We start from the raw sequence: 23,771 nt of genomic DNA, 5'->3' as shown, positions 1-23,771 counted from the left end.
TTCCGAGCAATGAATAGTATATAAAATGAGCAAAATTGGTTTTGTATCGTTGGGCTGCCCGAAAAACCTGGTGGACTCCGAACGTATTCTAACGGAGCTGCGTACTGAAGGTTACGACGTGGTCCCGAGCTACGATGATGCCGATATGGTTATCGTCAACACCTGCGGTTTTATCGACAGCGCCGTCCAGGAATCCCTGGAAGCGATTGGCGAAGCCTTGAAAGAAAATGGCAAGGTGATCGTCACCGGCTGCCTGGGTGCCAAAGAAGATCAAATTCGCGAAGTGCATCCTAAAGTGCTGGAGATTACCGGCCCACACAGCTACGAGCAGGTGCTGGAGCACGTCCATCACTATGCGCCGAAGCCGCAGCACAACCCGTTTACCAGCCTGGTGCCGGAACAGGGTGTGAAGCTGACGCCGCGTCATTACGCCTATTTAAAAATTTCCGAAGGCTGTAACCACCGCTGCACCTTCTGCATCATTCCGTCCATGCGTGGCGACCTCGACAGCCGCCCGATTGGCGATGTGCTCTCTGAAGCGAAACGTCTGGCCGACGCAGGCGTAAAAGAGCTGCAGGTTATCTCTCAGGATACCTCCGCATACGGCGTCGATGTGAAACACCGCACCGGTTTCCATAACGGTTCCCCGGTCAAAACCAGCATGGTTAGCCTGTGTGAAGAGCTGGCAAAACTGGGCGTCTGGGTGCGTCTGCACTACGTGTATCCGTATCCGCATGTCGATGACGTGATTCCGCTGATGGCTGAAGGCAAAATTCTGCCCTACCTCGACATCCCGATGCAGCATGCCAGCCCGCGTATTCTGAAACTGATGAAACGCCCTGGCTCCGTTGACCGTCAGCTGGCACGCATCAAACAGTGGCGTGAAATCTGCCCTGATTTGACCCTGCGATCGACCTTTATTGTCGGCTTCCCGGGCGAAACGGAAGAAGATTTCCAGATGCTGCTCGATTTCCTGAAAGAAGCGCGTCTCGATCGCGTCGGATGTTTCCAGTACAGCCCGGTTGAAGGCGCCAGCGCCAACGATCTGCCGGATCAGGTACCTGACGACGTGAAAGAAGATCGCTGGAACCGCTTCATGCAGCTGCAGCAGCAGATCTCCGCCGAGCGATTGCAGGAGAAAGTCGGCCGTGAAGTGATGGTCATCATCGACGAAGTGGATGAAGAAGGCGCGATTGGCCGCAGCATGGCCGACGCCCCGGAAATCGACGGCGCGGTGTATCTGAATGGCGAAACCAACGTCAAGCCGGGCGACATTATCCGCGTGAAAGTGGATAACGCCGACGAGTACGACCTGTGGGGTAGCCGGGTTTAAGACCTCGCTCTGTAAATCGGGCAGCGTTGACTCTGGATGAGTTATCATGAGAAAGGAATCTCAGCGCTGCCATTGCGTCAATTCTCTCTTTTTTTTACCAAAATAAATATCAGGGGACTATAATTTCCAATAAAGATAAGGCATTACTTATCCGCATTTATTAAATTGGCCTCCTAACCATGAAAAAATTATTATCTATCATTCTCATTTCACTATTTTCCTCGGGTATTGCTATAGCTGACCAATGTAATGGCGTCATCATTAAAGATACAAAAATCAGCACCGGCGAGTTTATCAATGGCGGTAAGGCTAAATATCCTTTGGTTTATCAGGAACAAGGTAATATCCTTTCTGTGAGCATTAACGGAAATGATTTTGATTTCCAGACAACTCCAGTACGTAATGAAGAGTGGACAGAAGATTCTAAGATGCAAATGCGCACAGGTCTTATCGATACAGGAGCGGCACGGATGGAACTCGTCAGCATTAAAGAGAACAATAAAATGGCCACTATCCAATTGACCATTCAGGCCGATGACCAGCAGCGCGTCATTGCAGGCGTGAACTGTGCGCCCTAGTCACGTCTTCGCTTGCACAGCGCAGAGAGTCTGACGACTCCCACGCCCTCGCAAACCCACACTTTCTCACCCAAACTTAAGTCAAAGGCATGGTCTGCGCAGGCATTGTGCATTAAACTGCGCGCTGCAAAACTGAGTAGATAAACAATCAGGCGGTAATGGCGATGAACGGAACAATCACAACGTGGTTTAAAGATAAAGGTTTTGGATTTATCAAAGATGAGAACGGCGACAATCGCTATTTTCATGTGATCAAGGTCGCCAATCCTGATCTTATCAAGAAAGATGCAGCCGTAACCTTTGAGCCCACCACCAACAACAAAGGGCTCTCGGCGTATGCGGTCAAAGTGCTGCCGGAAAGCAAATATATCTACATTGCGGGCGAGCGCCTGAAGCTTACCTCGATTAAGTCTTATGTGGTGTTCAGCGAAGATGTGCCTGCCGATACGCGTATCGACAAAGAGAACGCAGTGCTTTCTGTTGGCGTGCTGATGAACAGCATTCGGCCCAAAAATGAGGCCAAACCCGGTGAAACGCGCACGCTGAAAAAACTGGCTATCACCACCTTCCAGGGGACCACGCACATCTTCTCGGAAGACGAAATTGATATCGATGCCACGGTGAAAATGCTTAAGGTGTAAGCCTGACGTTTTCACCCTGACCCTCTTAACGGACTGACAAGCAAGATGACAAAACTTACCTTACAAGAGCAGATGCTCAAAGCGGGCTTAGTGACCAGCAAAAAAATGGCCAAAGTCCAGAGAACGGCAAAGAAATCACGCGTGCAGGCGCGTGAGGCGCGCGAAGCGGTCGAGGAAAACAAAAAAGCGCAGCTTGAGCGCGATAAGCAACTGAGCGAGCAGCAAAAACAGGCCGTTTTATCAAAAGAGATGAAGGCGCAGGTTAAACAGCTGATTGAAATGAACCGTATCACCATCAGCAAAGGCAATATCGATTTTAACTTTACCGACAATAACCTCATCAAGAAAGTCGTTGTCGATAAAGTGACACAGACCCAGCTGATAAATGGCCGTCTCGCGATCGCCCGTTTGCTGATCGATGCGAATGGCGATGCGCAATACGCGATTATCCCGGCGAGTGTGGCAGATAAAATTGCCCAGCGTGATGCGGACAGCATTGTATTAAACAGCGCATTGAGTCAGGAAGAGCAGGATGAAGACGATCCGTACGCTGATTTTAAAGTACCGGATGATTTGATGTGGTAATTCTGCAGTAAAAGAAAGCCCTCTCGGGCTTTCCTGCCGGATGCGGCGTAAACGCCTTATCCGGCCTAAAAAATTTTGCTAAACCTTGTAGGCCTGATAAGCGAAGCGCATCAGGCACTCAGGCACCGAATCAGAATGAGCGGTGGAAGTTAACCAGGGGTAACACCGGCACCGTGGCGTTCATCGCAACGTTGATCACACCAATCTGCAAACCTTCCAGGTGTTTAGTGGCGTTAATCAGGCCAAACTGGAAGTTGGTGGTATCGGCATAGTTAAAGGCACCAAAGTCGCTGGAGCTGCTGCCAGACGTCACGTTGATGGCCCCAATGTTTGAACCGGTAACATTTTCAGACGTTACGTTCACCGCCCCCATGTTCAGACCCTCAACATTCCCGCCGTTGAAGTTCACCGCGCCCAGATTCATACCGGTGACATTATTCGCTACGTTGAAAGCACCCAGGTTGAAACCGGTCATATCGTTAGTGCGGTTAAACGCCGCCATATTAAAACCGGTGGTGTTTTCAGACCAGTTGAAGGCGGAAATATTCGCACCGACCGTCTCTTTTGATTTGTTAAATGGCGCAACGTTCAGGCCGGTCATATTTTCGGAAACGTTCACGACGGCCACGTTCATACCTTTAATATCGCCTTCGCTCCAGTTCGCGATACCACCAACGTTCAGGCCCTCGACATTCCGGCTATGGTTAGCAAGGGTAACGTTGGCGCCGGTAATATCTTTTTCAACCCAGCTGAACGGGCTGACGTTGAAACCTTTCATGTCACCGCCAATATAGTTACCAATACCAGCAACGTTCATGCCGCGCATAGTACCTTCGGTATAGTTACCCAGACCGGCAACATTCAGGCCGTACATCCGGCCTTTATTATAGTTACCCAGGCCCGCAACGTTCATACCGTTAATATCACCCGTGCCATTCAGGTTACCGACGGCGTTCGCTGCACCGATATTCAGGCCGTTAAGTTCGTCAGCGGCACTGTAAATACCGACGCTGGCACCGTTCATTACGCCAACCTGGTTTGCCAGGCTGATGTTCAGGCCGTTGTCTTCACCACCGTGCCAGTTGAATAAGCCAATCGCCGCCCCGTTGACGCCGTTACGTACATGAGAACCCGCCGCGGCACCAAGCTGGAAACCGTTAACCTGGTCCATTTCCGTATAGCCGAGAATAGGCAGATCAAAACCGTTCACCGTGCCAGTATCGCTATAAAACAAAGAGCTCTGGAAACCATTGACTTCAGTGTCGGTAGAGAGATTTTTTACCGAAGCTAATTGAACCGGCGTAGCAAAGCTCGCCGTGGAAAACATTGCGCAGGAAATGAATAGAGCGAGTGTTGAACGTTTCATTTTGTACTTCCTTTTTTCAACGTAAAAGCCGCTTAGCGACATCAAAATTCAGATAATACTTAGTCTTGATATAATGGTGGCTTAGCGAGACGAGGAAATATTTGCGAAACGTGCTCAAAATTAGACAAATAATGCTCTATATTCTGTAACAATAAAATATAGATACATACAATTTGGTTTTTATAAACATTTATATGCACTTATTGCTTTGGCAAAAAATGCGAATTACAACACCATCCTCACAAACATTAATTTAGATCAATCCAGATATATGCAAATAAATAACTAACCACAAGTAAATATATGCATCAGGATAATTTAACCCCTAAAATTATCCCCTAAGGACATTATCCAGTTAGAATATAGTTTCATACTGTTGGCGTGTTTTAATTAACGATTAAACACGCCAACAGACTTCTAGCCTTTAATTTTCGGATCAAGCGCATCACGCAGCCCGTCACCCAGCAGGTTAAACGCCAGTACCGTCAGGAATATCGCAATTGCAGGAAAGAGCGCGACGTGCGGCGACATCACCATATCCGCGCGCGCTTCGTTGAGCATGGCGCCCCACTCCGGTGTCGGCGGTTGTGCGCCCAGCCCGAGGAAAGAGAGACTCGCCGCCGAGATAATTGACACCCCGATTCGCATGGTGAAATAGACCACTATCGACGACACCGTTCCTGGCAAAACATGATGGAAAATAATCGTGAGATCGTTCGCGCCAATGCTGCGCGCCGATTCAATAAAGGTTTGCTGCTTGAGCACCAGCGTATTACCGCGCACCAGGCGCGCGAAGGCGGGCACCGAGAAAATCGCGACAGCGATAATCACGTTGGTCATGCCGCTCCCCATCACCGCCACCACGGCAATCGCCAGCAAGATCCCCGGAAAGGCGAACAGCACATCGCAGATGCGCATAATGATGCGATCCCACCAGCCTTCGTAGTATCCCGCCAACAGCCCAAGCACCGTGCCGATCGCCGCCCCAATCAGTACGGCAAAGACGCCTGCCGCCAGCGAGATTTGCGCCCCCACCAGCACGCGGCTGAAGATGTCGCGCCCCAGCGAATCGACGCCAAACCAATGTATTAATGACGGACCCTCATTGAGCCTGTCATAGTCGAAATAGTTTTCAGCATCGAATGGCGCAATCCACGGCGCGACCAGCGCGACCGCAATCAGCAGCAGAATAAATATCCCTGCCGCCATCGCCACTGGCTGATGACGGAATCGACGCCAGAACTCGCGCCATGGCGTGCGCGGTTGCGTACTGTGAATCGTCGGCATCGCATTGAGAGCGGCCTGGCGTCGCCAGTTGAGTAGTCGCACTTATTTATACCTGATAGCCGGGTTAATGGCGGCGTAGAGCACATCCACCACTAAGTTGATAAGAATAAACTCCAGCGAAAAAAGCAACACTTCCGCCTGAATCACCGGATAATCGCGCATCTCGACCGAGTCGACCAGTAAACGGCCCAGCCCCGGCCAGTTGAACACTTTCTCCACCACAATCGAGCCGCCCAGCAGGAAGCCAAACTGTAAGCCCATCATGGTGACGACCGGGATCATCGCGTTGCGCAGGCCGTGCTTGAGCACCACCAACCGCTCGCTGACGCCTTTCGCCCGAGCGGTGCGCATATAGTCTTCGTTAAGCACATCAACAAACGATGCGCGGGTGAAGCGCGCCATGACGGCGGCCACCGCCGCGCCCAGCGTCAGCGATGGCAAAATGTAGTGCTTCCAGCTATCCGCGCCCACCGTGGGCAGCCAGCCGAGTTCGACGGAGAAAATCTGCATCAGCAGCATGCCCAGCGCAAAAGCCGGGAAGGAAATCCCGGTAACGGCAATCGCCATGCCAAGGCGGTCGGGCCAGCGGTTACGCCAGACGGCGGCGACAATCCCCATCGCCATACCGAAAATTACCGCCCAGACCATGCTGGCAAGCGTCAGCCACAGTGTGGGCATAAAACGGCTGGCGATCTCTTCTGACACCGGGCGACGCGAAACCATCGACAGGCCGAAATCGCCCTGAATCGCGTTGGTAATATAGTGCCAGAACTGCACGTATAGCGGCTGATCGAGGCCCAGTTGCTGGCGCACCAGCGCGATAACCTCAGCGTCGGCCTCCGGCCCGGCAATCAGGCGCGCCGGGTCGCCCGGTAGCATATGAACAAACAGAAACACCAGCACCGCCACAATCAGCAGCGTCGGGATAAGCCCCAGCAGGCGTTTAATGACATAGTTGAGCATGACTCTCCTTGTGTTCAGCCCCCGCGCAGGGGGCAGAACCTTACTTCAGATCCGCCTCATCGAAGCTAAAACCGGTATCCGGCATGATATAGAAGCCAGTCAGTTTTTTGCTGTGTGCGGAAACCAGTTTCTCAACCACCAGCGGCACCCACGGCGACGCTTTCCAGAGCGTATCCTGCGCCGCTTTATAGAGGCTGGCTTTCTGTTTCGTGTCGGTGGTTTTCAGCGCCTCGGTCAGGTCTTTATCCACCTGCGGGTTGCTGTAAAACGCGGTGTTAAACAGGGTTGGCGGCCAGTTCTGCGAGGCAAACAGCGGCGACAGCGCCCAGTCCGCTTCACCCGTCGAGGCGGACCAGCCGGTATAGAACATGCGCACGCCGCTCTCTTTCTGCCCTTTGCCCTCAACTTCCGCCGCACGCTGTCCGGCATCCATCGCCGTCACCTGCGCTTTAATGCCCACCTGTGCCAGTTGCTGCTGAGTAAACTGCAACACTTTCTGCGCGGTGCTGTGATTATGCGATGACCACAGCGTGGTGCTGAAGCCGTTCGGGTAGCCCGCCTCTTTCAGCAGTTCGCGCGCTTTCGCCGGATCGTACTTCCACGCAGGGTAGCTCTGTGCATAGGCAATCGACGGCGGGACGATGCCCGTCGCAGGGGTGGCATAACCGGCGAACGCCACCTTCACCAGCGCCTGCCGGTTGATCGCGTAGTTAATGGCTTCACGTACTTTTGGATTATCGAACGGCTTTTGCGTCACGTTCATGCTGATGTAACGCTGCATGATTGACGGGCTGGCAACCAACTCCAGGTTGCTATTCTTTTCCAGTAACGGGGCTTGTTCGTAAGGGATCGGGAAGGCAAACTGCGCTTCCCCCGTTTGCAGCATCGCCGCACGGGTATTGTTGTCAACAACCGGACGCCAGGTGATGGTATCCAGCTTCGGCAGCCCCTTTTGCCAGTAACCGTCAAACTTCTTCACCTTCACAAAATCGGTCTGATTCCAGGTTTCGAGCGTATACGGCCCGGTTCCCACCGGGTGGAATCCAATTTCATCGCCGTATTTTTTCAGCGCCGCCGGGGAGATCATCGCCGTCGCCGGGTGAGCAAGGATATTAATAAACGCCGAGAACGGCTGTTTCAGGATAATTTTGACGGTACCGGCATCCACCGCCTCGGTTTTGGCGATATTTTTATACAGATTATAACGTTTGAGATGATTTTCCGGATTGCTGGCGCGGTCGAGGTTGGCTTTCACCGCTTCGGCGTTGAAATCGGTGCCATCCTGAAACTTCACGCCTTCACGTAGTTTGAGGGTATAGGTCAGCCCATCATCAGACACCGTGTAGCTTTCCGCCAGCACGTTCTGCAATTTCATCTCTTTATCAAGGCCAAACAGCCCCTGATAGAACGACTTCGCTACCGCCTGCGACAGGGTGTCGTTGGCGTCATACGGATCGAGCGTGGTGAAGTTCGAGCCGACCGCCACCACCACATCTTTGGCGGCAAACGCCGGGGACGCGGCCAGCGCGGAGGCCACGCCCAGCGCCAGAAGCCATTTACCTGATACGCGTTGTGTCATGTTGTTCTCCTGAAGTACCCTGCCTGTCATTATTATTCTCGCAAGAGCGCATTTGCCGTCGGTTCGCGGGCCACGAAATGCCCCGGCGAAACCTGCTGCAACGGAACGCTCACCACCGCGTCTCCCCGCTTATAAATATTGCCCGGCAGTTCGTCAGAGAGCAGCACGCGCTGCGGCCGACGATGCGTGGGATCGGCTACCGGTACGGCATCCAGTAATTTACGGGTGTAAGGGTGCTGCGGGTTTTCAAAGACGGCGCGCCGGGGGCCAATTTCAACAATTCGCCCCCGGTACATCACCGCCACGCGGTGGCTGATGCGCTCCACCACCGCCATATCGTGTGAAATAAACAAAAACGCAATGCCCATCTCCCGCTGTAAGGAAAGCAGAAGATTAATAATTTGCGCGCGAATCGACACATCCAGCGCCGAAACCGATTCATCGGCAATCACCACTTTCGGCTCCAGCGCCAGCGCGCGGGCAATGCAGATGCGCTGACGCTGGCCGCCGGAAAACTCATGCGGATACCGCCAGGCGTGCTCCGGCTGCAAGCCCACACGTTCCAGCAGCCAGGCCACGCGTTGTTGCGCGGCCTCGCCTTCCAGCTTCTTGTGGATGCGCAGGGGCTCCATAATTGAGTAACCCACCGTATGGCGCGGGTCGAGCGACGCATAAGGGTCCTGAAAGATAAACTGAATATCGCGACGCAGAGGCTGAAGCTGATGCGCGGAGAGCGTGTCAATACGCGCGCCGTTAAAGGTGATGGTGCCGCTCTGCGCCTCGACCAGCCGCAGCAACGCGCGTCCGGTGGTGGATTTTCCGCAGCCCGATTCCCCCACCAGCGCCAGCGTTTCGCCGGGCCAGAGATCAAAGCTAACATCTTCAACCGCGTGCACTTCGCGGGTCACGCGATTCAACCAGCCGCTGCGTATATCAAAGCGCGCAACCAGATTGCGCACCTGAAGCACAGGCTCGCCGGCAACCACAGTATTTTGTTCTTCAATGTCAGACGCGGGCGAATTAAATTCCGGGAAGTGGCGCGGCAAATCGCTGCCGCGCATTTCGCCAAGCGTCGGCACCGCCGCCAGCAGTTTGCGGGTATAAGGATGTTGAGGATCACGGAAAATCGCCTCAACGCTGCCTGTCTCGACCGCTTCACCCTGATACATCACCAGCACGCGGTCGGCAATTTCCGCCACCACGCCCATATCGTGGGTAATGAAGATAACCCCCATCGACATCTCTTTTTGCAACACGTCGATCAACTGTAAAATTTGCGCCTGAATAGTGACATCCAGCGCCGTTGTGGGTTCATCGGCAATCAGCACCGCCGGGCGACAGGAGAGCGCCATCGCGATCATCACCCGCTGACGCATGCCACCGGAAAGCTGATGCGGATAACGCGCCAGCATCGCCTGCGCTTCAGGGATGCGCACGCGTTCCAGCATTTTCTTCGCTTCCGCCAGCGCCTCTTCGCGGCTCATCCCCTGATGCAATCGAATAGATTCCGCAATTTGCTCACCGACCGTGAACACCGGATTCAGTGAAGTCATCGGCTCCTGAAAAATCATCGCGATATCCGCACCGCGGACTTTGCGCATCTGCGCAGACGACTGCTCTGTTATCTCGATGACATCGCGGCTGCGGCGGCGCAACAGCATCTGTTTACTGCGCACGCGCGCATTTTCCTGCTCCAGCAGGCGCATCAGCGCCAGCGCGGTCACGGATTTCCCGGATCCCGATTCGCCGACGATCGCCAGCGTCTCACCCCGTTTAAGGCTAAAACTCAGTTGGCGAACGGCCTGCTGTTGGCCGAAGGTCACGCAGAGATCCTGAACGCTCAGGACATTCTGTGCATCGAGGTGTTCAGAGTGCGGCAAGCAATGTCTCCTTATTCCCGATAAATGCCGATGGTTGGCGTGTCGCCTGCATAGGCCCAGGCGCGATACATCCCTTCACTGTTAAACGGCAGTGCCACATTGCCTTCGTTGTCGATAGCAATCAGGCCGCCGCTGCCGCCCAGTGCGGGCAGTTTTTCCATTACCACACGTTCGCAGGCATCGTGCAGGCTAAGATGACCATATTCCATCAGTGCCGCGATATCGTAAGCCGCCAGCGCACGGATAAAGACTTCCCCCGTACCGGTACAGGAGACCGCCACATTGGCATTATTCGCGTAGCATCCGGCACCCACCAGCGGGCTGTCACCGACGCGACCAGGCAGCTTGTTGGTCATACCGCCCGTGGAGGTCGCCGCCGCCAGATTGCCGTGTTTGTCCAGCGCCACCGCGCCAACGGTGCCCATTTTGGTGCGCTCATCGAGTGGGGCGTCATGATCGAGGCAAACAGAACGCTGAGATTTTGCTTCCTGAAGCTGCTGAAAACGTTCAGGCGTAGAGAACATGTTGTTATTCACCAGCTCAATACCCTGCTGCTGCGCAAAGGTTTCAGCGCCCTCGCCAATCAGCAGCACGTGCGGGCTGTTTTCCAGCACCTGCCGCGCCGCCAGCACCGGGTTACGCAGATGTTTTACCCCTGCCACCGCCCCGGCGTTCAGCGAATAACCGTCCATCACGCAGGCGTCCAGTTCATGGGTCTCATCGGCGGTAAACACAGACCCTGTTCCGGCGTTAAACAGCGGACACTCCTCTAACTGGCGTACCGCCTCGGTAACGACGTCGAGCGCGCTCGCGCCCGCCTCCAGGCTATGCTGCGCGTGTTCCACAATTGCGGAAAGCGCCTCAACATACTCCAGTTCCTTCTGCGTCGAGAGCTGCGTGCGGGAAATCGCCCCCGCCCCGCCATGAATCGCAATCACTGCTTTTCCCATGGATTCTTCATTGCCTATCATTAAATAACTTTATCTATAAATATCATTATCGTGGCATCAAACCTATTCGATTTTTGAATAAAGATACGCCTCTGGTGGAATACAGTGAGCCGCGCTTTTCTGCCATAATGGGCGGATTCGATGTTTTCCCAGGAGTTTACCCATGGATTTTACCGCCGGCCTGATCCCGCTTGATGATGCGCTGAGCCAGATGCTCGGAAGAATCACCCCGCTCAATACTTCAGAATCTGTTCCCCTTGTGCAGGCCTTTGGCCGTATCACGGCGCGCGATGTGGTTTCACCGCTGGATGTACCCGGATTTGATAACTCGGCGATGGATGGTTACGCCGTGCGCCTGAGCGATATCGCCACCGACGCACCGCTGATGGTCGCGGGGAAAGCCTTTGCAGGTCAGCCGTATCACGGTGAATGGCCTGTCGGAAGCTGCATCCGCATTATGACCGGTGCGCCGGTTCCTGCGGGCTGTGACGCAGTTGTGATGCAGGAACAAACCGAACAAACCGATACGGGCGTGCGTTTTACCGCCCCGGTGAAAGCGGGCCAGAACATCCGCCGTTGCGGGGAAGACATCGCCAACGGCGCGGTGGTTTTCCCGGCAGGTACGCGCCTGACCGTTGCTGAACTGCCTGTGCTGGCCTCGCTGGGAATCCCTGAGGTAGATGTGATACGCAAAATCCGCGTGGCGCTGTTCTCCACCGGTGACGAACTGCAACTGCCTGGCCAGCCGCTGGGTGACGGTCAGATTTACGATACCAACCGTCTGGCGGTGCATCTGATGCTGGAACAACTGGGCTGTGAGGTGATTAATCTTGGCATTATTCGCGATGACCCGGAACAGCTGCGTCAGACGTTTATCAAAGCGGATAGCGAAGCTGACGTGGTCATCAGCTCTGGTGGTGTCTCCGTTGGCGAAGCGGACTACACCAAAACCATTCTCGACGAACTGGGCGAAATCGGCTTCTGGAAGCTGGCGATTAAGCCGGGCAAACCTTTCGCGTTCGGCAAACTGAGCCACAGTTGGTTCTGTGGTCTGCCGGGTAACCCGGTCTCTGCGGCGCTCACCTTCTACCAACTGGTACAGCCGCTGCTGGCGAAACTGAGCGGTTTCACCGGCTCCACACAAGCGCCACGCCTGCGCGTGCGTGCCGCCGCACGCCTGAAAAAATCGCCTGGCCGTCTCGATTTCCAGCGCGGTGTTTTGCAGCGCGACGCTAACGGTGAACTGACCGTCAGCACCACCGGCCATCAGGGCTCGCACATTTTCAGCTCCTTCAGCCAGGGTAACTGCTTTATCGTGCTGGAACGCGAGCGCGGTCATGTCGAAGCAGGCGAATGGGTTGAGGTGGAACCGTTTAATCATCTGCTGGGAGGCCTGTAATGGCAGCGGAACTCAGCGATGCGGAGATGATGCGCTATAACCGACAAATCATTCTGCGCGGCTTTGATTTCGACGGGCAGGAGCGGCTGAAAGAGGCGAAAGTGCTGGTCGTCGGCCTCGGTGGGCTGGGCTGCGCGGCAACGCAGTATCTGGCCGCCGCGGGTATCGGGCAACTGTCGCTGGTCGATTTCGACACCGTGGCGCTCTCTAACCTTCAGCGCCAGACGCTGCACAGTGACGCCACCATTGGTCAGCCAAAGGTGGATTCCGCACGCGATGCACTGGCGCGGATTAACCCGCATACGCATCTGGTAACGCATAATGCGATGCTTGACGACGACGCGCTGTGGGCGTTGATCGAACAGCACGATCTTGTGCTCGATTGCACCGATAACGTCGCGGTTCGCAATCAGCTTAACGCGGGCTGCTTCCGCCATAAAACGCCGCTGGTTTCCGGCGCCGCTATTCGTATGGAGGGGCAAATCAGCGTCTTCACCTGGCAGGAAGGGGAACCGTGTTACCGCTGCCTGAGCCGTCTATTCGGCGAGAATGCGCTGACCTGCGTAGAAGCGGGCGTCATGTCGCCGCTAATTGGCGTGATTGGCTCATTACAGGCGATGGAGGCGATTAAAGTGCTCACCCACTACGGCACGCCTGCCGCCGGAAAAATCGTGATGTATGACGCGATGAGCTGCCAGTTCCGCGAAATGAAGCTGATGCGTCATCCAGGGTGTGAGGTTTGCGGGTAACCCGGTGCGGTCTGTTTGCCGGGTGGCGGCTGCGCCTTACCCGGCCTACGGTTAGCTATTGTACATCATTGCCGGGTGGCGGCTTCGCCTTACCCGACCTACGGTTAGCTATTGTGCATCATTGCCGGGTGGCGGCTGCGCCTTACCCGGCCTACGGGTCAGGTGCGGGTAGGCCTGATAAGCGCAGCGCCATCAGGCATTGTGCTGGCGACGCCGCCGGGTGGCGGGTCAGGCACAATAACCTGCCTGAAAGTATTCAGCTTTAGAATGTGTACTGCAAGCCAACACGGTAACGTGTCTGGCGTTCATCTGTGGTCGAGCGCACGGAGACGTTCCCCAGTTCCACATAGGGCTTCCAGTTTTTATCAATGCTATAAGCTACTTTTAAGTTCAACTCGTAATCGTCTTTACCGTTATTAAAGCGATCGTAGTCTTCGCTCTTCTTATACAAATAATTGCCTTCAAAGGCCCACTGCTTGATCTTATACCCCAGCCACAGGTCGCCGCGGTTGATATGTTCATCGTCCTTATCCGCCGAAGTATCACGCGTGTATTCATAGCGATAACGCCCAGCGATATAAATGCCATTTTCAAATGTATATTGGCCGCGAATATAAGGCTTATAAATCGCTTTTGAAGATGATGTTTCCAGCGCAAAGCCGGGTTGCACCGTTAAGCCCGGTGCTGCGTTAAACTGGTAGCTGACAACATATTCATCTCCGTTATCAACGACGTCGTTAAACGCCTTATCCTGATCATCACCACCCGACTTCACCTTGCCCTCAATCGAAATACCGAAGCCATTGGCAAAGCGGTGAGAAATCAATAAACGATCTTTCTGAACCTGACTGTCGTCGGTATATTCATGACGCAAGTCGATAGTGACAGCACTTGCCGATGCACTGACCAGGGCAAGTGCAATAAAGGTAACAATTTTTTTCACACTATTTTCCTCTGATATTATAAAAAGGCGGCAGAAGTATTTTTTAGAAGTAATAGCTCCCTGTTACTTAATAATAAAATCATTAAGCATGCCGCAGACATTCATCCTGTACTACTGGCTGGATTTTAAATATAAAAAACGACATTGTCATTTAACTAAAAATAAAAATGAGATCGCTATCAAGTTAATTTAAAATATTGTTTTGATTTTGTTTTTATTAAAAAATACATAATTACGGGCTATTTATAATTATTAGCATATAAAATAATAAATACAAAAATGCCCGGAATATCCGGGCATTAACGTAGCGTTTAATGGCGTACAACAGCAGGCTGGGTGTGGCGTTAACGCCGCACCCAGCCTGTAAATAGGTATGTCAGACTCTGCGTAAAGGTGGGCACCACATCAATTGTTCTTTCAGACTCATCGTTTCCTGTGGGAAGGTCGTTAATAAATCGCGATATTGCTCTGAATATTTATGATAGCCACGCAATGTTTGTAGTAATACGCGGGTGGCGCTATCCCAAACAATGCCCTGTAAATCACTGTATGGCCATAGATCAGGTTCGCGGATAAAAGGCACCAGATAATCGATGCCTTTTTTCACTCCACGCCCATCGCGAATATGATTCCAGCGATCGATTTCAACATGTTCGGCGTAGCGATTTAATAATAAATGGGCTTCCAGATTAAAAAGGGAATAGTGGAAAGGCATGGTGCGTTCCAGCTCCATGGTCTGTTTACCATCCTGATCAATTTGCGCCGCCATTCTCTGGGTGAATCCTTGCTCAATAATTCGCGCCGCCAGACCTTTATCACCGTAAAACAGCGCATTCACCGTCCGTTGCACGTCGTACCAGGTGCCATGATTGTTGTGCCAGACATATTCTGAATGGCCGATATCGCTGTAGTACATCCAGTGGTTAAAATCGCGGAACCACTGATGCAGGCCAATGATATCATCGGTATCGAGAACACCTGCGGGTGAAATCAGGCCGATAGTATCGATTACCATCCACAGCAGGCGCGTATCGATAAGCCCTGTACCTCTACCGGAGACCACGCCGGGGATCGCCTGGCCGTAGTTCAGATGCGGGTTCATTCGTGTATCACTATCAAGGAACCAGCAGCGTATTTGTACCGCCGCCGCCTGAGCATACTGTTTTTGCCCGCTGAAATACCACGCTAGCCCTAGTGTCAGGCAGCGCTCACACATGCGGATAATACGCGTGGTGTCCGTATCATTATTTTCGCACTGCGGATTGGTATGCCCGTCGCGACGGATATAGGGTAAGCCGTTGGGCCTGCGCGGATTCGGCCACCAGTAAGTGCCCAGACTGTAATAATCGTGAGCATCCCCGCTAGCCGGGCGCAGTTTTTTATGTACCACACTTTCCGGCGGCATCCGTTTTAAAGCGTCGGCATCATTGATCAAGCGACTCAACGCCAGTTGAAGCGGTGAAAACGGTTGTTTCAGCCCCAGCCGGGCATTTTCCAGACAGATTTCATCAAGCGTGTAGAGTTTCATCGCCACGACGCTACTCCCCTTTGTTGGCAATACGCTCGCCCGTTGCGGCATCAAACAAATGCACGCCGGAAAGCTTCGGCTGTAACCACACTTTCTCGCCCTCTTTCACCGCCAAGCGCTGCTTAAATACTGAGGTAAAGGCTCCGCCGCCAGTGTCGCAAAATAGCTGCATGTCTGAACCGGTATTTTCAATGGCGGTGATCACCGCGCCCAGCGCATCCTCCTGGGCCTGGCCCACGACATTGACCTGCTCCGGGCGAATGGCGTAAACCACCTGCTGCCCCTGAGTGACATTGATGTCGTCTGGCAGACGCAGCAGCGAACCGTCGCGCAGCCGTAGTTGAGCAATATCGCCATCCAGCACAATCTCACCCTTAAGCTGATTAATTTCAGGCGAACCAATAAACCCGGCAACAAACAGATTTGCCGGACGGTCGTAAAGCTCCAGCGGCGTCCCGGCCTGCTCAATGCGACCGTCGCGCAGCACGACAATCATCTGCCCCATGGTCATTGCTTCTATTTGATCGTGGGTGACGTACACCGAGGTGGTTTTCAGTCGACGGTGCAATTCACGAATTTCGCCGCGCACCTGAGTACGCAGTTTGGCGTCAAGGTTGGAGAGCGGCTCATCGAACAGGAAAACCTGCGGCTTGCGCACGATGGCGCGCCCCATCGCCACGCGCTGGCGTTGGCCGCCGGAGAGATCTTTCGGCAGACGTTCCAGCAGCGGCGTCAGGTTTAATAATTCCGCCGCCTCTTCCACCTTCTGATTAATTTCCGTTTTCGGCAGCTTCGCCATTTTTAGCGCAAAGCCCATGTTTTCGCGTACCGTCATTTGCGGATACAGCGCGTAGCTCTGGAAGACCATCGCAATATCACGAAGCTTCGGTTCCACATCGGTAACGACGCGCTCATTAATATGGATATCGCCCTCGGAGATCTCCTCCAGCCCGGCAATCATGCGCAGCAGCGTCGACTTCCCGCAGCCGCTTGGCCCTACCAGCACGCAGAATTCGCCATCCGGAATCGTCAAAGAGACATTTTTGATCACATGCGCGTCGCCGTAGGATTTACGGACATTATTCAGTACAACCGATCCCATAACAGACTCCTTATCCTTTAACCGCGCCGGACATAATCCCGCGATTGAAATGTTTTTGCAGACCCAGGTAAACAATGATGCTTGGCAGCATAGCCAGCAGCGTAATGGCGATGAAAATATTCGGCGTGATGCTTTCATCGGTACGCAGCGTCCCCAGAATCACCGGAATGGTGTTCAGGCTGTCCTGGTTAATGACAATCAGCGGCAGCAGATACTGGTCCCAAATCATGATGAAACCAAAGGTGACTACCGTACCCAGCGCCGGTTTGACCAGCGGCAAAATGACGTGGAAAAAGATCTGCCATTCGTTCGCACCATCAATGCGCGCGGCTTCTTCCAGCTCTTTCGGGATTGCCGACATAAACTCGGTCAGCACAAAGATTGAGAACGCCCAGCCCACAACCGGCAGGATCATGCCGAGATAGCTGTTATAGAGCGAAGCATCAATAAACGGCAGGCGCCAGTTGATGATCATGTACAACGGAATGGCGATCACCTCTTCCGGTAACATCATGGTTGAAAGAATAACCAGGCTCACCAGCGCAACACCGCGAAACTTCTTACGCGCCAGCGCGTAGGCGGCAAGCGCACTCACCGAAACCTGCAATATGGTGCCGAAAAAGACCACCAGAATGGAGTTCAGCAGATACTGCCAGACGCCGATATCCTGCCAGGCGAAGATAAAGTTCTCCAGCGAGAAGGATTTTGGCCAGGCCAGCAGTTCGCCGGGTTTAACCGGCGCGCCGCTGAATGCCGTGGCGACAATGCCCCAGAACGGGCCTACAAAGACAATTAACAACAACAGATAGATACACCAGCGTCCTGCCGTGTCCCAACGTTTACTTATCATGTTGTCTCCTTAGTAACGCGCAATGCGTTTTTTCAACGTCAGGTGGCAAATGGTCAGCACCACGGTAAAGGCAAACAACAGGAACGACACGGCTGAGGCATAGCCGTAATCGAACTGCTCGAAGCCCAGCTTGTAGATATGCGTCATGATCATCTCGGTGGCGTTAGATGGCCCACCGCCGGTCGTGGCGTAGACTTCGGCAAACACGCGGAAACCACGAATAAATGACAACATCAACACCACGGACAGTGCCGGAATCATTCCCGGGAGCGTGACGTAACGCAGGCGATTCCACCAGTTCGCGCCGTCCACGTTCGCCGCGTCATATAAGTCGCGGCTGATACCCGCAAGACCGGCGATAAAGATAACCATGTTGTACGGCACCGCTTTCCAGATATGCAGCAGCATAATGACCCACAGCGCCTGGTCACTGCTGGCGAGGAATCCCTGATCCGCCACCCCAAACCAGCTCAAAATATGGTTCACCACGCCGTTCGGCGTGGGGTTAAACAGAATGCGCCACATCTCTGCCACGATTGCCGCACTGGTGACCGCAGGCAAAAAGATAGCGGTTCGAATGAACCGCAAATGGCGCGCAGGACCTTCGAGCAGCATCGCAAGGAAAAAAGCCAGTACAGCAGCCACCACCATGGTGACCAGTACGTACAGGAAGGTATTCGCCACCGCCGAATGTAATTCCGCATCAGCAAACGCGCGCGCGAAGTTTGCGCCGCCGACCCACTCATTGGGCTGATTAAAGTTCACCTTGTAGAAACTCATCACCAGCCCCTGAATCATGGGGATGAATTTGAACCAGGTAAAAATGATCAGCGCCGGGGCGAGGAATATCCATGGGATTAGCGCGCGCTTGCGGGCGGGCGTCAACCAGCGAACGCCATCGGCCTCTTTGCATTGAGGCGTCACCATTTTACTTTCGTGTAGTGTCATTAATCGGGACCTCAATTAGCCAGCACGTTTTGCTTTGCCAGTTCCTGATTAAGCTTTTCATTCATGGCATTCAGTTCTTCAGGAATGTCGCTTGAACAATCGGCAAAAATGCGGTTAAAGCCGTCAGCCGTGACCTGGCGCGCTGGCGTCCAGTTTGGGATCTGCGGAACATAGCGACCATGACTGCTATAGAGGACGGCAAAGTTATTCCAGCGTGAGTCCTGATAGACCTGCTCGACATTGACGTTTTTGTTCACCGGCAGGCGAACAACCGGAATGTTTTTGCTGCCTTTACCCATGCCGATCTCCTGCCCTTCTTTCGAGATCATAAACTCGATGAATTTACGCGCATCTTCCTTCTGCTTACTGCTTTTCATCAGAAATACCGTGGTGCCTTCCGCCAGTGTGGCTTCCGTTTTTGGCCCCTGGATGTTGACGATTTCGTAATTATCTTTGCCGGGATCTTTATCCATCAACGCAATGTGATAAGGTCCCGTGAAGAACATCCCGGACTGACCGGACCGGAAAGACGGTATGACATCTGCCGTTGTGGCGTTAATCGCCCCCGGTTGAGCCACTTTTTCGCACAGCAGCGTACGCACAAACTGCGTCGCCTGCGCCACCTCCGGTGTATTCAGCGTGGCGGTAAATTTATCGCCTTTCTTCTCGACATAGTCGCCGCCTGCCTGCCAGATAAAGCTGCTCATAAACCAACTGGCGTAACCGCGCGTGGTTGAGCCCGGAACGATAAACCCGTAGGTATCCTGCTTTCCGTTGCCGTCCGGGTCCTGCGTGGTAAAGGCTTTCGCCATCGCTAAGATGTCGTCCCAGGTTTTCGGCTGAGGCAGGCCGAGTTTTTCGCGCCAGTCTTTTCTTACAAACAGGGCAAAAGTTTGCGCGGAAGTTGGCACACCGTAGTATTTGCCGTCCGCATAACGGGTACTTTCCCATGCCGTGGGGAACAGATCCTGACTGCCGGCAATCGACTCAGGTTTTATTTCCTCGACAATGCCGAGCTGAATAAATTGCCCCAACGCCGTGGCGTCGTTGAAGATCAAATCAGGCAGTGCATTCCCCGCCGCGGCACGTGCCAGACGTTGTTCAAAATCCGTCGTGGCGTTGAAGTACTCAATTTTGACGCCCGTTTTTTTCTCAAAGGCTTGCGCCTCATTTTTATAGATATTTTTTGAGTCATTGCCCGCACGAATCCAGACATTCAGCGTTGTACTGGCAAAGGTTTGCCCACATCCCAGTCCTAAAGCTGTTAACAGAAGTATCGAGCGAATTTTATTTCCAGACATTTTCATATCCTTTTTTTGTAGGGCAGCGTGGTATTACCGATTCAGTTAAATCAGACCGATTCAATATTAACCCTCATTTAATAGAATGCGTTTTTCAAATACAACGGGGCAAAATAGAAATAGCGTTTCGAAATTGAAAAGTTTGTCTCCGATCACACTAAAAATCGGTTAAATTTTATACAAATGAAAAATACGTTTTATTTTCAATTGGTTGTGTAATTATGTTTTTTATTTATGTTTTTCACTTTTTTTGATTTCTGTCATATTTTGTGATGAAGAACACAATTTCATCCCCGTTTTTACGTTCTAACGTCAGGTTGGATCTGCATCACATTTTTTCCTGCATGCTCTTTTACACTGCGACAAATTAAATCCAGAACATTGTTTCAGGCGGTATTTAAATACTGCAGGGTCTTTATTTTTTACTCATCACATAACAAATCGGTGACGCCATGAACATATTTTCCGGCAGTCACCCAGACATTAACTAAGGGTATAAATATGAAAGTTGTGAAATATAGTGGAATATTATGTCTGACGATGCTCTCCCTGAGCATGAGCGCCTCATTGCACGCAGTCACACCGCTAAAACCGGCTATTCTCTCACCCGATGACCTGGCATACAGTCAACAGCAGATTACGGCAAAATCCCCCGCGTTTATCCAGGCTCGTGATACGCTGGTGAAACGTGCCGACGCCGCGCTTAAGCATCCACTTTTTTCGGTGATGGATAAAACGCTGGTCGCGGTGAGCGGTGATAAACATGACTATTACAGTTTCCCGCCCTACTGGTGGCCCGATCCAGACAAAAAAGATGGCCTGCCTTACATCCGCAAAGATGGCGAAACCAACCCGGCGGCGAACAGTGACGCCACAGATAAAAATCGTCTGGTCAAAATGAGCAACGATGTCTATACGCTGACGCTGGCCTGGTACTTCACACAGGATAAACGCTATGCCGAAAAAGCCGTGGCGCAAATCAACAGTTGGTTCCTCAACTCACAAACCAAAATGAACGCTAATCTGCAATACGCGCAGGCGATTCCAGGCATTAACAATGGCCGCGGTATCGGCATCATCGACAGCCGCGCACTGGTTGACGTCGTGGATGCCATTGAACTGCTGCATGGCACACATCAGCTTTCCGATAGCGATTATCAGAAACTTCAGGTGTGGTATGGCGATTTCTGGCACTGGATGATGACCAGTCAGAACGGTTTTGAAGAGCAGAACTGGCATAACAACCATGGCTCCTGGTTTGATTTGCAGGCAGCGACATTCGCCTGGTTTAGCGGAAAACCGGAAGAAGCGAAAAAACAACTGCAAATCACCCAACTTCGCCGCATCGCCGGGCATTTTGATATTCAGGGCCGACAGACCGCCGAACTCGAACGCACCCGCCCGTGGCACTACAGCAACTTTAATCTCGAAGCTTATAGCCGTTTGGGGCGTCTGGGCGAGAAAGTGGGCGTCGATATCTGGAACTTTTCCCTCGACGATCACAGCCTGCGTAAGGGCTACGCCTACGTTGCTCAGTTCGTTGACGGTAAAACCGCGTGGCCGTGGAAAGACATCGATAAATGGGATGATAAAAAGGCGCTGTTCAACGTTTCTTCCGCCGCGCATGCCTGGCCTGACGATGCGGCCTTTACCCAGAAAGCACGATGGTTGCAGGCGAAATACCCGGACGACATCACCACGCTCATCAGCCCGCTGCCGCTCGCGCATTAATGCAAAGGATAAGCAAACCATGAAGCAATTTATTCATCGCTGGGATGCGATTCGCGAACGCGCCTTACGCGGTTCCCAGGTTGAAGCGTTAATACGTGGGCTTAACCCCGTTATCAGCGCCCCTGCGCAAGTGCCAGAGACGGGAATTGCCAGCTGGAATCTCTACTACTTTTGCCCCGAACACGGCGTAAGGCTGGTATGGGATCGCTACTCCCCGACACAGCATCGCTGCCCGATTGATAACCAGATATTCGGCGGCGAACCCTATGACAGCGCGTGGTGGCGCGAGATGAATGGGCGTAATGCACAGGCCTGTTACCAGTTGGGCCTGCTGTGGCAACTCACCGGGGAAAGGCGCTATGCCGATAAAGCGGCGGAAATATTAACCCGCTACGCCGAGTACTATCCCGGCTATCAGGAACACGGCAATATTCCGCACAACGGTCCTGGCAAGATGAACGCACAAACCCTGTGCGAAGCCAACTGTGTACTGGACATGGCGCTGGGCTACGATTTTATCGCCGATGCGTTATCACCCTCTGAGCGGCACGCAATTTGCCAGCGCCTGCTGCGCGAAGCCGCCACGTTTTTGATGGCGCACCGCAGCCCACAAATTCATAACCATGAGGTCAAGATTAATGCGGCAATTGCGGTGATCGGCTTTATTCTTGAAGACGATACGCTACTTGATTTTGCCGTCAATCAGCCCTACGGGCTTCGCTGGCAGCTGGAACATGGCCTGCTGGAGGAAGGCTTGTGGTTCGAAGGTTCGATACATTATCACTACTACGCGCTACAAGGTTTTATGGCCTTTGAAAAAATGGCGTATGGCACCTACTGGAGCCTGCGGCATCTCCCTTACTATCGGCAGATGCTCGATTTTCCGCTTTCCCTGCTGATGCCCGACGGCACCTTCCCCCGCCTGAATGATTGCATCGCAGGACAGGAGACGTTACACCATCGCGATGTCTATGAATTCGCGTGGTTTTTGTATCACGAACCGCGCTACGCCCAGGTACTGCATTTCCTCGGCGAAGAGACTCAGGATATGGAAACGGTGCTCTGGCGTGATAATGCCCTGCCGGAGTTCCTCACGTCGGTGATTCCAGAAACCTCTCTGTACGCGCCGGGCGCGGGCATAAGCCTGTGGCGTAAACCGCAAAACGGCCAGGCTGTGCTGATCAAGCACTCCCCCTATGGCGGCGAGCACGATCATTACGATCGTTTGAGCGTGATGATCTGGGATCACCATTTCCCCATCCTGCCGGATCTCGGCACCACCGGCTACGGCGCGGCGATGCATTACGCGTATTATAAAAATAGTGCGACGCATAACACGATCAGCGTAAATCAAACTAATCAACCGCCCGCGACGCCGCAGGTTTCTGGCTGGCATCAGGGCGCCGATTATTTCTGGCTCGACAGCCACGTCGACTGGCGAGAACCTGCGCCGCAGCTGAACAGCCACACACGCGTGGAGTGGGATGTCGATGCCTGGAAAGACATTCAGTTCCGCCGCCGGGTGTTGTGGGTGGAGGATGCGCTGCTCGATATTTCTGATGTGGTGAATCCGCATGAGCAACAGCTTGACTGGACGCTGCATCTGGATGCGCAGGCGACAGATAGTCAGGGGGAACGGGCAACCTTTGCGGCGACCGGCCCGCTTAGCATCCTGCGTAATGGCGTGGTTTCGCCGCTGAATGATTTTCAGCGGCGTCAGTTCCGCCATCCCCGGGGGGAAATCATCCTTTGGTTCGCGGGCGATGGGGAGATATGGCAAGGTAATGCGCCGGGAAATCCGGCAATTAGCGACCTGAGTTACGTGATTTTACGCAGCCAGAAAAAAAACGCGCAGTTTGTTTGTGTGTGGGATTTCAACACAACCAGCCCGATTACCGATATCCAGCTCACACAGGATGCAGAAGGTAGCTATTTTAGCTGCTGGCGGGGTGAAGCGGTCAGCCGAATCACCCTGCCTGCATCGACGGGGCTGCTACCGATTCGGACATGATCTGCTTATTGCCACCTCCCTGAAAAGAGGTGGCATTCTATTCTACC

Annotated in this window: 20 protein-coding genes; 8 read left to right on the top strand and 12 right to left on the bottom strand. The window is 53.2% G+C overall.

Going from position 1 to position 23,771, the window contains the following annotated elements; genetic code table 11:
• Nucleotides 1–25: 25 nt before the first annotated feature.
• The 4 genes from rimO to NMC31_RS01555 all read left to right on the top strand — a co-directional run bounded on the left by rimO (nucleotide 26) and on the right by NMC31_RS01555 (nucleotide 3,137).
• On the top strand, nucleotides 26–1,333 hold the full coding sequence (gene rimO, locus NMC31_RS01570; RefSeq protein ID WP_253896724.1) for a 30S ribosomal protein S12 methylthiotransferase RimO: 1,308 nt from the start codon (nucleotides 26–28) through the stop codon (nucleotides 1,331–1,333).
• Nucleotides 1,334–1,512: 179 nt separating this feature from the next.
• Nucleotides 1,513–1,911, top strand: coding sequence for a hypothetical protein (locus tag NMC31_RS01565; protein WP_253896723.1), 399 nt, complete (start codon nucleotides 1,513–1,515; stop codon nucleotides 1,909–1,911).
• Nucleotides 1,912–2,069: 158 nt separating this feature from the next.
• On the top strand, nucleotides 2,070–2,552 hold the full coding sequence (locus tag NMC31_RS01560) for a cold-shock protein (RefSeq protein ID WP_149461442.1): 483 nt from the start codon (nucleotides 2,070–2,072) through the stop codon (nucleotides 2,550–2,552).
• A gap of 45 nt (nucleotides 2,553–2,597) precedes the next feature.
• Nucleotides 2,598–3,137 (top strand): DUF2058 domain-containing protein, encoded by a 540-nt coding sequence (locus NMC31_RS01555; RefSeq protein WP_253896722.1) that lies wholly within the window; start codon nucleotides 2,598–2,600, stop codon nucleotides 3,135–3,137.
• Nucleotides 3,138–3,267: 130 nt separating this feature from the next.
• Here NMC31_RS01555 and NMC31_RS01550 read toward each other — a convergent pair whose 3' ends face one another.
• The 6 genes from NMC31_RS01550 to iaaA form a co-directional block, all read right to left on the bottom strand.
• A complete protein-coding gene (locus NMC31_RS01550; protein ID WP_149461440.1) occupies nucleotides 3,268–4,503 on the bottom strand; it encodes a hypothetical protein in 1,236 nt (411 codons plus the stop codon).
• A 417-nt stretch (nucleotides 4,504–4,920) separates the two neighbouring features.
• Nucleotides 4,921–5,832, bottom strand: coding sequence for a glutathione ABC transporter permease GsiD (gene gsiD / locus NMC31_RS01545; RefSeq protein ID WP_253896721.1), 912 nt, complete (start codon nucleotides 5,830–5,832; stop codon nucleotides 4,921–4,923).
• The gene (gene gsiC, locus NMC31_RS01540) at nucleotides 5,833–6,753 is read right to left on the bottom strand and encodes a glutathione ABC transporter permease GsiC (RefSeq protein WP_253896720.1); all 921 of its coding nucleotides are present in this window, start codon (nucleotides 6,751–6,753) and stop codon (nucleotides 5,833–5,835) included.
• A gap of 40 nt (nucleotides 6,754–6,793) precedes the next feature.
• Nucleotides 6,794–8,332, bottom strand: a complete 1,539-nt coding sequence (gene gsiB, locus NMC31_RS01535) for a glutathione ABC transporter substrate-binding protein GsiB (RefSeq protein ID WP_253896719.1) — start codon at nucleotides 8,330–8,332, stop codon at nucleotides 6,794–6,796.
• A gap of 32 nt (nucleotides 8,333–8,364) precedes the next feature.
• Nucleotides 8,365–10,212 carry a glutathione ABC transporter ATP-binding protein GsiA gene (gene gsiA, locus NMC31_RS01530; RefSeq protein WP_253896718.1) on the bottom strand — a complete coding sequence of 616 codons (1,848 nt, stop codon included), beginning with the start codon at nucleotides 10,210–10,212 and terminating at the stop codon, nucleotides 8,365–8,367.
• A gap of 11 nt (nucleotides 10,213–10,223) precedes the next feature.
• Complete coding sequence (gene iaaA / locus NMC31_RS01525; protein ID WP_253896717.1) at nucleotides 10,224–11,162, bottom strand: beta-aspartyl-peptidase; 939 nt, start codon at nucleotides 11,160–11,162, stop codon at nucleotides 10,224–10,226.
• Nucleotides 11,163–11,325: 163 nt separating this feature from the next.
• Between iaaA and moeA the strand changes: the two genes are divergently transcribed.
• Entirely contained in the window at nucleotides 11,326–12,561 is a 1,236-nt protein-coding gene (moeA, locus tag NMC31_RS01520) for a molybdopterin molybdotransferase MoeA (protein WP_253896716.1), read from the top strand.
• A complete protein-coding gene (gene moeB, locus NMC31_RS01515; RefSeq protein WP_149461434.1) occupies nucleotides 12,561–13,310 on the top strand; it encodes a molybdopterin-synthase adenylyltransferase MoeB in 750 nt (249 codons plus the stop codon). Before moeA ends, moeB begins: the two co-directional genes overlap by 1 nt.
• Before the next feature lie 262 nt (nucleotides 13,311–13,572).
• Here moeB and NMC31_RS01510 read toward each other — a convergent pair whose 3' ends face one another.
• From NMC31_RS01510 to NMC31_RS01485, 6 genes are all read right to left on the bottom strand, one after another.
• The gene (locus NMC31_RS01510; protein WP_253896715.1) at nucleotides 13,573–14,253 is read right to left on the bottom strand and encodes an oligogalacturonate-specific porin KdgM family protein; all 681 of its coding nucleotides are present in this window, start codon (nucleotides 14,251–14,253) and stop codon (nucleotides 13,573–13,575) included.
• Nucleotides 14,254–14,629: 376 nt separating this feature from the next.
• A complete protein-coding gene (locus NMC31_RS01505) occupies nucleotides 14,630–15,781 on the bottom strand; it encodes an alginate lyase family protein (RefSeq protein ID WP_253896818.1) in 1,152 nt (383 codons plus the stop codon).
• Nucleotides 15,782–15,791: 10 nt separating this feature from the next.
• On the bottom strand, nucleotides 15,792–16,883 hold the full coding sequence (locus NMC31_RS01500; RefSeq protein WP_253896714.1) for an ABC transporter ATP-binding protein: 1,092 nt from the start codon (nucleotides 16,881–16,883) through the stop codon (nucleotides 15,792–15,794).
• Between the two features lie 10 nt (nucleotides 16,884–16,893).
• Entirely contained in the window at nucleotides 16,894–17,733 is an 840-nt protein-coding gene (locus NMC31_RS01495) for a carbohydrate ABC transporter permease (protein WP_149461431.1), read from the bottom strand.
• Between the two features lie 9 nt (nucleotides 17,734–17,742).
• A complete protein-coding gene (locus tag NMC31_RS01490) occupies nucleotides 17,743–18,660 on the bottom strand; it encodes a carbohydrate ABC transporter permease (RefSeq protein ID WP_253896817.1) in 918 nt (305 codons plus the stop codon).
• Between the two features lie 32 nt (nucleotides 18,661–18,692).
• Nucleotides 18,693–19,982, bottom strand: a complete 1,290-nt coding sequence (locus tag NMC31_RS01485; RefSeq protein ID WP_253896713.1) for an ABC transporter substrate-binding protein — start codon at nucleotides 19,980–19,982, stop codon at nucleotides 18,693–18,695.
• Between the two features lie 501 nt (nucleotides 19,983–20,483).
• On the opposite strand from NMC31_RS01485, the gene NMC31_RS01480 reads away from it, so the two are divergent.
• A complete protein-coding gene (locus NMC31_RS01480) occupies nucleotides 20,484–21,713 on the top strand; it encodes an alginate lyase family protein (RefSeq protein ID WP_436649184.1) in 1,230 nt (409 codons plus the stop codon).
• Nucleotides 21,714–21,732: 19 nt separating this feature from the next.
• A complete protein-coding gene (locus tag NMC31_RS01475) occupies nucleotides 21,733–23,724 on the top strand; it encodes a heparinase II/III domain-containing protein (protein ID WP_253896712.1) in 1,992 nt (663 codons plus the stop codon).
• Nucleotides 23,725–23,771: the final 47 nt, after the last annotated feature.

Source organism: Pseudocitrobacter vendiensis, assembly GCF_943590815.1.
Lineage (GTDB): Bacteria > Pseudomonadota > Gammaproteobacteria > Enterobacterales > Enterobacteriaceae > Pseudocitrobacter > Pseudocitrobacter vendiensis.
The sequence above is the reverse complement of the archived record's forward strand: the minus strand, read 5'-3'. Positions and strand labels throughout refer to the sequence as shown.